This is a genomic window from Nocardia sp. NPDC019323 (genome assembly GCF_044389845.1).
Taxonomy (GTDB): Bacteria; Actinomycetota; Actinomycetes; order Mycobacteriales; family Mycobacteriaceae; genus Nocardia; species Nocardia implantans.
Genome location: NZ_JBIRYN010000002.1, coordinates 522,914 through 533,626, shown reverse-complemented (window position 1 = coordinate 533,626; position 10,713 = coordinate 522,914). Strand labels below are relative to the sequence as shown.

The 10,713-nt window shown below is 68.1% G+C and carries 9 protein-coding genes and 1 riboswitch; of the genes, 6 read left to right on the top strand and 3 right to left on the bottom strand.

The features are described from left to right. From ACH49X_RS09805 to ACH49X_RS09795, 3 genes are all read right to left on the bottom strand, one after another. Nucleotides 1–405 (bottom strand): RNA-binding S4 domain-containing protein, encoded by a 405-nt coding sequence (locus ACH49X_RS09805; protein WP_357209151.1) that lies wholly within the window; start codon nucleotides 403–405, stop codon nucleotides 1–3. Between the two features lie 3 nt (nucleotides 406–408). Further along, the gene (locus tag ACH49X_RS09800) at nucleotides 409–1,005 is read right to left on the bottom strand and encodes a C40 family peptidase (protein WP_195079510.1); all 597 of its coding nucleotides are present in this window, start codon (nucleotides 1,003–1,005) and stop codon (nucleotides 409–411) included. A 78-nt stretch (nucleotides 1,006–1,083) separates the two neighbouring features. Beyond that, a riboswitch (cyclic di-AMP (ydaO/yuaA leader) is annotated at nucleotides 1,084–1,253 on the bottom strand. Between the two features lie 219 nt (nucleotides 1,254–1,472). Then, complete coding sequence (locus ACH49X_RS09795) at nucleotides 1,473–1,730, bottom strand: hypothetical protein (RefSeq protein ID WP_195079511.1); 258 nt, start codon at nucleotides 1,728–1,730, stop codon at nucleotides 1,473–1,475. A 168-nt stretch (nucleotides 1,731–1,898) separates the two neighbouring features. Here ACH49X_RS09795 and ACH49X_RS09790 point away from each other — a divergent pair, with 168 nt between their 5' ends. From ACH49X_RS09790 to ACH49X_RS09765, 6 genes are all read left to right on the top strand, one after another. After that, the gene (locus ACH49X_RS09790; RefSeq protein WP_195079512.1) at nucleotides 1,899–3,080 is read left to right on the top strand and encodes an AAA family ATPase; all 1,182 of its coding nucleotides are present in this window, start codon (nucleotides 1,899–1,901) and stop codon (nucleotides 3,078–3,080) included. Between the two features lie 160 nt (nucleotides 3,081–3,240). Further along, the gene (locus ACH49X_RS09785; RefSeq protein ID WP_357209149.1) at nucleotides 3,241–5,196 is read left to right on the top strand and encodes an acyl-CoA dehydrogenase family protein; all 1,956 of its coding nucleotides are present in this window, start codon (nucleotides 3,241–3,243) and stop codon (nucleotides 5,194–5,196) included. 313 nt (nucleotides 5,197–5,509) lie between these two features. Then, complete coding sequence (locus tag ACH49X_RS09780) at nucleotides 5,510–6,472, top strand: alpha/beta hydrolase (protein ID WP_357209147.1); 963 nt, start codon at nucleotides 5,510–5,512, stop codon at nucleotides 6,470–6,472. A gap of 191 nt (nucleotides 6,473–6,663) precedes the next feature. After that, entirely contained in the window at nucleotides 6,664–6,951 is a 288-nt protein-coding gene (locus tag ACH49X_RS09775) for a hypothetical protein (RefSeq protein ID WP_195079515.1), read from the top strand. A gap of 965 nt (nucleotides 6,952–7,916) precedes the next feature. Continuing rightward, on the top strand, nucleotides 7,917–8,747 hold the full coding sequence (locus ACH49X_RS09770; protein ID WP_357209145.1) for a hypothetical protein: 831 nt from the start codon (nucleotides 7,917–7,919) through the stop codon (nucleotides 8,745–8,747). 25 nt (nucleotides 8,748–8,772) lie between these two features. Further along, on the top strand, nucleotides 8,773–10,713 hold the full coding sequence (locus tag ACH49X_RS09765; RefSeq protein ID WP_195079517.1) for a fumarate reductase/succinate dehydrogenase flavoprotein subunit: 1,941 nt from the start codon (nucleotides 8,773–8,775) through the stop codon (nucleotides 10,711–10,713).

Sequence of the window (10,713 nt, the reverse complement as noted above, 5' to 3'; positions counted from 1 at the left end):
TCAGTGCTCGTCTCGACCCATGAGACGGTCGGTCTCGCGACGCTCACGCTTGGTCGGCCGTCCCGCACCGCGGTCGCGGCGGGGCAAGCTCGCCAGGATTTCGCGCGGGGGCGGAGGCGGACTGCGATCGATCAGGCACTGCGCGGCGATCGGAGCGCCGACGCGCTTGGTGATGATCCGCTCCACGATGACGATGCGCTCGATGCCGCCCACGCGGACGCGCACCTCGTCACCGGGACGCACCGGCTGCGCGGGCTTGGCCGTCGCGCCGTTCACCCGGACATGCCCGCCACGGCATGCCTCCGCGGCGGCGGACCTGGTTTTGAACAGGCGCACCGCCCAGGTCCACGAATCGACGCGGGCCTGGGTCGCGGTGCTTTGGATGCCGGATTCGGCGCGGGTCACTCGTTAGACGATACGGCGTGCGGTGACCACCATGTCGGGGCGCAGCGGCGTGTAGGACACCGGCGTACCCGTCTGTACGGCGTTCAGGAGCTTGTTGTCGCCCGCGTAGATGCCGACGTGACCGCCGCCGTTGGTGATGACGATGTCGCCCGGCTTCAGCTCGTTGTAGGCGACCGGAGCGCCGACGTGCGACTGCTCGAAGCTGGTGCGGGGCAGCTCGACGCCCGCCTGGCGGAACGCCCACTGGACCAGACCCGAGCAGTCGAAGGAACGGGGACCCGCCGCGCCCCAGGAGTACTGGGCGCCGACCTTGGTCTTGGCGGCGTCGAGGGCGATGTCGCCCGGGCTGTTGTTCTGCTGCTGGCCGAACAGGCCCGGCAGCATGGGCGCGAAATTGGGGGCCTGGGGAGCGACCTCTTGCGGCGCCTGGGCAGGGGCGGCGGGAACGGCCGCGAGCGCCTGCTGGATCTGCTGATTGAGCTGCTGAACCGGCTGTTCCCACTCCTGCGGAACGTCGAAATTGCCGACACCGGGAACGTTGATGGTCGCGGCCATGGCCGGAATCGCAGGCATGGCGCCGGTCGCGGCCACCGCACCCATGACAATCGCGCCCTTGACGGAATTCGGAACCCGAGAATCCCGTTGCAAGCTGTGTTTACCCACCGAGCTACGTCTCCGATCTTACTGCTCTCCCGCCGACCGGGTTAGCTGACGGGTTCGGGCCGGGAGAGCGGCCCTACCTCGCGGCCGGAATCGGCCTCGAGGATTCACCCCAGACGAACCTGTGGGTCCCCGGCACGACAGCCGAGACCGATTGGCCCCGACAGCCGTTAAGGCGGTAACTAGTGGCGCCGTTTCTCTTACGAAGCGACTGGTTCCACTAAGTCACGAAGAGATTACGGTGCCGACGCGATGTTGTCCAGCGCACAGAGCTGCATCTTTTCCATCACGGCGGGAACGCCGATCGGATCGGCGGAAAATCGCCGTCGGGCGAAGGTCACGAAGCGGTCTCGCCGCCCTGGGCGAGGACACCGAACGGGGACGCCTCGCCTGTCCAACCGCCCGGCTCAGCGTCGCGTCCCGTGCACCGCGCGTTCGAGTTCGTCGATCCTGCGGCGCGCCTCGGCCAGCTCGACCTCCAGCTTGCCGAGCGCCATGACCAGCGGACCGACCGCGAGATCGGCGACCAGCTGGGGATCGTCGTAGCCGCGCTCGATCGCGATGAGGATGTTGGACCGGATGCGCTCGGCCACCGTGGCGCCCGCCGGAACGTTCCAGGATCCGACCACCTCGGCGAGGTCAGCGGTAGGTGGTTCGTCGGACATGCCCCTCCGTTCCCGCGCCGCCCTGCCGCGCGACCATTCTGGCGAACCGCCACCAGCCTAGAGAACCGGCGGCGAGAGCAATAGTGCAATACGAAACGCTAAGGCTTTCTAGAACACGCCGTAGATGCGCCCAGATTATCCGGACGAAACGCGCTACGGTGTCGGGGCATGGACCCCGTGCGGAACCCGTATGCCCCCGGCGCGGGACAGCGCCCGCCCGAATTGGCCGGGCGCGACAAACAACTCACGGCTTTCGACATCGTGCTCGAACGCGTCGCGCGTGGTCGGCCGGAACGCAGCGTCATGCTGACCGGCCTGCGCGGCGTCGGGAAGACGGTGCTGCTCAACCAACTTCGCTCGGCCGCGATATCGCGCGGTTGGGGCACCGGCAAGATCGAGGCGCGTCCGGACCAGGAACTGCGCCGCCCACTGTCCTCGGCGCTGCACATGGCTGCGCGTGCGATCGCGACGGCGCACCGCAATCCGGAACGGGTGGACGACTTCCTCGGCATACTCAAGGCTTTCGCGCTGCGGGCCACCGCGGACAAGGGCATGCGGGAGCGCTGGCAGCCCGGCATCGACGTCCCCGCGGTGAGCGGCAGGGCCGATTCCGGCGACATCGAGATCGATCTGGTGGAACTCCTGGTGGAGGCCGCGGCACTGGCCGCAGACATCGGCGTCGGCATCGCGATCTTCATCGACGAGATGCAGGATCTGGGTCCCGCCGACATCTCCGCGATCTGCGGCGCGTGCCACGAACTGAGCCAGGACGCCGCGCCGCTGATCGTGGTCGGCGCGGGCCTGCCCCACCTGCCCGCGGTGCTGTCCGCCTCGAAGAGCTATTCGGAGCGACTATTCAGCTATCACCGCATCGACCGCTTGGACCGGGAATCCGCCGATCAAGCGCTGATCGCGCCCGCCCGGCGCGAGGACGTGAAATTCACCGACGAGGCGCTGGACGCGCTGTACAGCAAGGCGGATGGCTACCCGTATTTCGTACAGGCTTACGGCAAGGCCGTGTGGGATCAGGCGCCGGAGAGCCCGATCACGGCCGAGGATGTGGAGGTGGCATCGCCCGCGGCCGAGGAAGAGCTCGCGGTCGGGTTCTTCGGTTCCCGCTACGAGCGGGCTACGCCCGCCGAGCGGGAGTACATGCGGGCGATGGCCGACCTGTCCGGCGACGACGGCCCGGTGGCGACCGCGGCGGTGGCCAACGAACTCGGCCGCAAGCCCGCTTCGCTCTCACCCGCCCGCGACGGCCTGATCAAGAAAGGTCTCATCTACTCCGCGGAGCGCGGCACGATCGGGTTCACGGTGCCGCATTTCGGCCGGTATCTGCGCTCGGTCTGAGCCGGGCCGGCCCTGCGGGCAGCGGTGGATTGCTGCCTATTCGCCCCTCTTTCAAGATCGCTAGATATTCGTAGATTTATCTCGACCAGCGGGCCTACCGGTGAGTAACAAACCCTCCTACACTCGAATGTGATCCTGATCACGCCCGAGGGAGGACATCATGGCGACAGCCGCGAAAGTCGACGCCACCGAAGAACAGGCCCGCGCACTGGTCGAGGAGTCCCGCGAAACGAGCTGGGCCAAACCGTCCTTCGCCAAGGAGATGTTCCTTGGGCGGTTCCGGCTCGACCTGATCCACCCGTATCCGCAGCCCGGCCCCGAGGATGCCGAGCGCACCGAAGCGTTCCTGTCCCGGCTGCGCACGCTGTGCGAGTCCATGGACGGGTCGGTGATCGAAGCGGAGGGCCGGATCCCGGACGAGTACGTCAAGGGCTTGGCCGAACTCGGCTGCTTCGGCCTGAAGATCCCGCAATCGTACGGCGGACAAGGGCTGTCCCAGTTCGGCTACAACCGAGCGCTGATGCTGGTCGGCTCGACGCACCCGAGCCTCGGCGTCCTGCTCTCCGCGCATCAGTCCATCGGGGTGCCCGAGCCGCTCAAACTGGCTGGCACCGACGAGCAGAAGGCCGAGTTCCTGCCCCGCTGCGCGGCCGGGGCGGTCAGCGCGTTCCTGCTCACCGAGCCCGACGTCGGCTCCGATCCGGCCAGGATGGCCAGCACCGCGACGCCGACCGACGACGGTGAGGCCTACCTGCTCAACGGCGTGAAGCTGTGGACGACCAACGGCGTGGTCGCCGAGCTGCTGGTGGTGATGGCGCGCGTGCCCAAGAGCGAGGGGCATCGCGGCGGCATCTCGGCGTTCGTGGTCGAGGCCGACTCACCGGGCATCACCGTCGAGCGCCGCAACTCCTTCATGGGCCTGCGCGGCATCGAGAACGGCCTGACCCGTATGCACGACGTCCGGGTGCCGAAGCGCAACCTGATCGGCCGGGAGGGCGACGGCCTCAAGATCGCGCTCACCACGCTGAACGCGGGCAGGCTCGCCATTCCGGCGTTGTGCACCGCCGCCGCCAAGTGGTCACTGAAGATCGCGCGGGAGTGGAGCACCCAGCGGGTGCAGTGGGGCAGGCCGGTGGGCGAGCACGCGGCCGTGGGCCAGAAGATCGCGTTCATCGCGGCGACCACGTTCGCGCTGGAAGCGGCGCTGGATCTGTCGGCGACCATGTCCGACGAGGGCCGCAACGACATCCGGATCGAGGCGGCGCTGGCCAAGCTGTGGGCCAGCGAGATGAGCTGCCGGATCGCCGACGAACTCGTGCAGATCCGCGGCGGCCGCGGCTACGAGACGGCGGCGTCGCTCGCCGCGCGGGGCGAACGGGCCGTCCCCGCCGAACAGCTGGTGCGCGATCTGCGGATCAATCGCATCTTCGAAGGGTCCAGCGAGATCATGCGGCTGCTGATCGCCAGGGAGATGGCCGACGCGCACATGGCGGCGGCGGGCGCGCTGGTCGACCGCAAGGCCGAGTTCAAGGACAAGGCGAAGGCCGCGGTCGGCGCGACGGGTTTCTACGCCAAGTGGTTCCCGCAGCTCGCGGTCGGCGCGGGTACGGTGCCAGCGGCCTACACCGAGTTCGGGGTGCTGGCCCGGCATCTGCGCTTCGTCGAGCGCAGTGCGCGCAAGCAGGCCAGGTCGCTGATGTACGCGATGGGCCGCTGGCAGGCGGGGCTGGAGTACCGGCAGAACTTCCTCGGCCGGATCGTCGACATCGGCGCCGAGCTGTTCGCGATGTCGGCGGCCTGCGTGCGCGCCCATGCCTTGCGTGCCGCGGAGGCGCCGGAGGGCAAGGCGGCCGAAGAACTGGCCGACACCTTCTGCAGGCAGTCGCGGCTGCGCGTGCGCGAGTTGTTCGACGCGCTGTGGGAGAACACCGACGACGACGACCGCACCCTGACCCGCGGCGTGCTCGACGGCCGCTACGAATGGCTCGAGGACGGCGTGCTCGACCCGAGCGAGGGAACCGGCCCGTGGATCGCGGAGTGGCAGATGGGGCCGTCGACCGAGCAGAACCTCCTGCACCCGTTCCTGCCGTCCACACGCCCCGGCGCGAAGGCCTGAGTGGCAGCGGACCCGCCGCGCGCCCGTCAGTGGCCGGGGGCGCGGCGGGCTTATCGCCCACTATTTGCCACTATCGAATTTTCCCTAGAAAGCCGCAGATTCTTCTCGCGGGTCGCGAACCAAGGTGGCCCGTTAGTGGTCAGCTAGCGTCCGTGGTTTTTCCTGTGCGCGTGGCGACAGCTGCCCCATCCACCGGCGGCGTCGGTTGGACAACGTGTGCGTAACGGCAGGTGTAGGGGGTAACGGCGCGGAAATTCAGTTCGACAACTGGGCAGGAGACGCCGAACATGCGCCTCGCCCACAGGAGGGTGCCATGTCCACCACCATCGCCCGCCGCGCCGCCGATCACGACGGCCACCGCGTCACGGTGTCGGCCGCAGACGGTGTCCCCCTCGCGGTCCGCGTCTTCGGCGCCGACGACGCCCTCGCGAGCGTCGTCTTCGTGCACGGCCACTGCCTGCGCACCGAATCCTGGACCTGCTTGCGCCAGCACCTCCTGCGGCAGTGGGGCGACGACGTCAGGATGGTGTTCTACGACCATCGCGGCCACGGCGAGTCCGGGGCGGCGCATCCGTCGACCTACACCATCGAGCAACTCGGGCACGACCTCGACACCGTGCTGCGGACGGTCGCGCCGACCGGTCCGGTGATCCTGGTCGGCCACTCGATGGGCGCGATGGTCGTGCTCGCCTACGCGCGGCTCTACCCGCAGGCCATCGGCACGCGGATCGCGGGCGTCGGGTTGCTCGCCGGCGCGGCCGCCGGGATCACCGAGGCCGGGCTGGCGCGCCTGCTGCATCGGCGCGCGGTGAACTCGCTGCAAGCCGCCGTCACGCACGCTCCGCGGGTGATGCAGGCCACCCGGCGCCTGACCCGCCGCCTCTTCGCGCCGATCCTGCGCGAGGCCGAATTCGGCGCCGGGAAGGTGAACCCGCGGATGGCCGCGCTGGCCACCGCGATGCTGAACGACACCCCGCTGGTGACGATGGCCGGATTCCTGCACTCGCTGATCACCTTCGACGAAACGGCGACCCTGCACCACCTCGGCGCCGTCCCCGCGCTGGTCCTTGCGGGTTCGGCCGACCTCATCTTCCCCTTCGCCCACTCCGTGGCGCTGGCCTCGCAGCTGGCCGGTGCCGAATTGGTCCGCCTGGAAGGGGCCGGGCACAGCGTGCTGCTCGAACGAGCCGACGAAGTCGCGCTGTCCATCGTCGGGCTCGCCGAGCGCGCGTTCGCCGTAGCGCGGCCCGACGCCGGCTACGCCGCCGCTGGCTGAGCTTCGGCAATCCGGCGGCAACCAGCGGATTTCTCCCTCGCACGAGCCAGGAACAAATTCTTTCGGTACTGTGTTGTAGATCACGTTGTGTGGTGGGTCACACGGCTGGGTGCAGCGCGGTCCAAGGCAAACGGGCAACCGTGCGTCACTGCACCGAGTTCGCATGTCCGCCAGGGAATCAGGAGGTATCGATGACTCGCAGCGAATTCGCGGAACTACGCTACGCGGTCGGCCAGCTCCGGCAATCCATCGGCGTACTCCGCAGCCAGTACGGTGACGCCAGCACGGTGCGGCGGTTGGAGAACGACCTCGAGCGGCTCGTCATCGACGCCGACGAACTCGAGCAGTCACCGCCGCCCGAGGTGCCGCGCCGGACGCAGGACGTCATCTACGTACCGGACAGCAAGTCCGACGAGGCCGCGTGGATGGGCGCGCAGGACGAGGGGCTGGGCTTCCACTCCCGTCCGCGGACGAAGTAGTCCCCGGTGGGCGGCGGGGTAGCCGCCCACCGCGGCGTCCATGCCCGCTACGGCGGCGCTCAGGGCTTCCATCCAGCGCCCACGCCGAGCGCGAAGACACGGCAACGCTGTGAGCGTTCTGAGCACGTCGGCGTTCGAGGCCGCACCGGCCCGCCGCGGCACACGTTGTGCCGGGTCCGTCACGGCGTCGGGCATGTCGCGTCCGCCCCGGGACAGGTCACGTCGCATCCACCGCGGCACAGGTCACGACCCATCCGCCCCGGCATCGGGCATGCGGCGTCCGCCCCGGGACAGGTCACGCCGCCTCTGTCGCGGCACCTGTTACGAGGCGTCCACCGCGGCGCAGATCATGTCGGATCCGTCGCGGCGCAGGCCACGCCGCATCCGTCGCGGCACCTGTCACGAGGCGTCCACCGCGGCGCAGATCATGTCGGGTCCGTCGCGGCGCAGGCCACGCCGCCTCCGTCGCGGCACAGGTCAAGCCGTAACTCGGCACGGCACGGAGGTCGCCCTCGATCGAGGCACCGAACCGACCCCGGCGCGGCGAACCGTCACCAACGCCTGAGCGCCGTGACTTCCACTCGGGGCGCGCCCATCGAGTCACCGCACCGGGAGGTCCCGGGTTCCGGCATCGGCTCCGCATGAATCGGCGCTTGGACAACCCGATCCGCGACCGCGTTCACGCCTGCGGGCGACGGTTGAAGAGGCAAATCCGGCGCTCCCATTCGCCCTGCTCGAAACTCATTTCGCTGCCTCGGACTTCGAAAAGTCCGGTTGGCCCGGAACTTCCGGGAGACATACCTGAGCCCTGCCTGATGTGGCGTAAATCATACGGTTGACGGCGGGGCAGGTTTGTCGAGACCCCGCTCGATCAATAGCGGACGTGTCGTATGGTGCTCAGCATCACATTCGATTGCGGAGGTACCGATGACCACCCGCACACAAGATCAGCGAGGCATCCCCCTGTGAGTGCCGCACCGACCGCCGCCCCCGAAGCGGGCACCGGCGTATTCAGCAGAACAAGGGCCCGGATCTCGGATCGCACATTGCGCACCGACCGATGGTGGATCCCCCCACTCGTCACGGTGCTCGGGCTCGCCGCGTTCGTCATCTACGCGACGATCAGATCGTATGTGCGTACGGCATATTGGGTTCCTGACTATCACTATCTGACCCCCTTCTACTCGCCGTGCCTGAGCACTTCCTGCGTCGAGGGCTCCAGCCATTTCGGCACCCCCTTCGGCGAGCTGCCCGCGATCCTGCCACTGGGCTTCGTGGTGCTGCCGTTCCTGCTCGGCTTCCGGCTGACCTGCTACTACTACCGCAAGGCCTACTACCGGTCGGTGTGGTTCTCCCCGCCCGCCTGCGCCGTGGCCGAGCCGCACGCCAAGTACACCGGCGAGACCAAGCTGCCGCTGATCATCCAGAACGCGCATCGCTACTTCTTCTATGTGGCCGTGGTGGTCTCGCTGATCAACACCTATGACGCCGTCGTCGCCTTCCACGGCAAGACCGGCGGCTTCGGTTTCGGCCTCGGCAATATCGTGTTGCTGCTCAACGTGATCCTGCTGTGGGCCTACACGCTGTCGTGCCACTCGTGCAGGCACATCGCGGGCGGACGGCTCAGGCACTTCTCCGCGCATCCGGTGCGCTACTGGTTCTGGACTCAGGTCTCCAAGCTGAACACCCGGCACATGACGCTGGCCTGGACCACCCTCGGCACGCTCGTGCTGACCGACTTCTACGTCATGTTGGTTGCCAGCCAGACGATTTCGGATCTGCGGTTCATCGACTGACCGCCTCATCGAGGAGTTTTTCTGCATGGCAGAAGTGGAACGGCACAACTACGACGTCGTCGTGATCGGAGCGGGCGGCGCCGGACTGCGGGCGGTCATCGAAGCCAGGGAGCACGGCCTGTCCGTCGCGGTGGTGTGCAAATCGCTGTTCGGCAAGGCCCACACCGTGATGGCCGAAGGCGGCTGCGCGGCGTCGATGGGCAACGCGAACGAAAAGGACAATTGGCAGGTCCATTTCCGGGACACGATGCGCGGCGGCAAGTTCCTCAACAACTGGCGCATGGCCGAATTGCATGCCCAGGAAGCGCCCGATCGAGTGTGGGAACTGGAGACCTACGGAGCGCTGTTCGACCGGACGCCGGACGGTCGCATCAGCCAGCGCAATTTCGGCGGCCACACCTACCCGCGGCTCGCGCACGTCGGCGACCGCACCGGCCTGGAGATCATCCGCACCATGCAGCAGAAGATCGTATCGCTGCAGCAGGAGGATTTCGCCGAGACCGGCGACTACGAGAAGCGCATCAAGGTCTTCGCCGAATGCACCATCACCGAATTGCTCAAGGACGGTGACCGCATCTCCGGCGCGTTCGGTTACTGGCGCGAATCCGGCCGCTTCATCCTGTTCGAGGCCCCGGCGGTGGTCCTTGCGACCGGCGGTATCGGCAAGTCCTACAAGGTGACCTCCAACTCATGGGAGTACACCGGCGACGGGCACGCGCTGGCACTGCGGGCGGGCGCGACGCTGATCAACATGGAGTTCCTGCAGTTCCACCCGACCGGCATGGTGTGGCCGCCCAGCGTGAAGGGCATCCTCGTCACCGAGGGCGTGCGCGGCGACGGCGGGGTGCTGAAGAACACCGAGGGCAAGCGGTTCATGTTCGACTACATTCCGCCGGTCTTCAAAGGGCAGTACGCCGAGACCGAGGAAGAGGCCGACCAGTGGCTGCGTGACAACGACTCCGCGCGCCGCACACCGGACCTGCTGCCGCGCGACGAGGTCGCCCGCGCCATCAACGAGGAGGTCAAGGCCGGGCGCGGCACCGAGCACGGCGGCGTCTACCTCGACATCGCTTCCCGGATGCCCGCCGAGGAGATCGTGCGGCGGCTGCCTTCGATGCACCATCAGTTCAAAGAGCTCGCCGACGTGGACATCACAAAGGAGCCGATGGAGGTCGGCCCGACCTGTCACTACGTGATGGGCGGGATCGAAGTCGATCCGGACACCGGTGCGGCCACGGTGCCCGGCCTGTTCGCCGCGGGCGAGTGCTCCGGCGGCATGCACGGGTCCAATCGCCTGGGCGGGAACTCGCTGTCCGACCTGCTGGTGTTCGGTCGCCGGGCCGGGCTCGGGGCCGCCGCCTATGTGGAACAGCTCGGCGAGCGTCCGTCGGTCGCGGAGGACGACATCACGAACGCCGCGCGGGCCGCCGTCGCGCCGTTCGATCCGCCCGCCGACGGCAAAGGCGAGAACCCCTACACCTTGCACACCGATCTGCAGCAGACGATGAACGACCTGGTCGGCATCATCCGCAAAGAACACGAGGTGCGCGAGGCGATCGACAAGCTCGCCGAGCTGCGCGCCCGGTTCCGCCAGGTGACCGTGGAGGGCCACCGCCAGTTCAACCCCGGCTGGCATCTCGCGCTCGACTTGCAGAACATGCTGCTGGTCAGCGAATGCGTGGCGCACGCGGCGCTGCTGCGGACCGAGAGCCGCGGCGGTCACACCCGCGACGACTACCCGTCGATGGACCCCGACTGGCGGAACAAGCTGCTGGTGTGCGCGGTGGATCCGGACACGGCCGGCGACCCGATTCCCGGTGTCACCGTGACGCGCAAGGATCAGATCCCGATGCGATCGGACCTGCTCGCCCTTTTCGATCTCGGCGAGCTCGAGAAGTACTACACCCCGGATGAACTCGCCGGGCACCCGGCCGCGGCCGGGCATTCGACGGAGCGAGAGGCGTAA

Bases quoted from the DNA above. Each gene is read 5' to 3' on its own strand.
- ACH49X_RS09800 (WP_195079510.1), bottom strand. From the start codon at position 1,005: ATGGGTGCGGTGGCCGCGACCGGCGCCATGCCTGCGATTCCGGCCATG.
- ACH49X_RS09795 (WP_195079511.1), bottom strand. From the start codon at position 1,730: ATGTCCGACGAACCACCTACCGCTGACCTCGCCGAGGTGGTCGGATCC.
- ACH49X_RS09790 (WP_195079512.1), top strand. From the start codon at position 1,899: ATGGACCCCGTGCGGAACCCGTATGCCCCCGGCGCGGGACAGCGCCCG.
- ACH49X_RS09785 (WP_357209149.1), top strand. From the start codon at position 3,241: ATGGCGACAGCCGCGAAAGTCGACGCCACCGAAGAACAGGCCCGCGCA.
- ACH49X_RS09780 (WP_357209147.1), top strand. From the start codon at position 5,510: ATGTCCACCACCATCGCCCGCCGCGCCGCCGATCACGACGGCCACCGC.
- ACH49X_RS09775 (WP_195079515.1), top strand. From the start codon at position 6,664: ATGACTCGCAGCGAATTCGCGGAACTACGCTACGCGGTCGGCCAGCTC.
- ACH49X_RS09765 (WP_195079517.1), top strand. From the start codon at position 8,773: ATGGCAGAAGTGGAACGGCACAACTACGACGTCGTCGTGATCGGAGCG.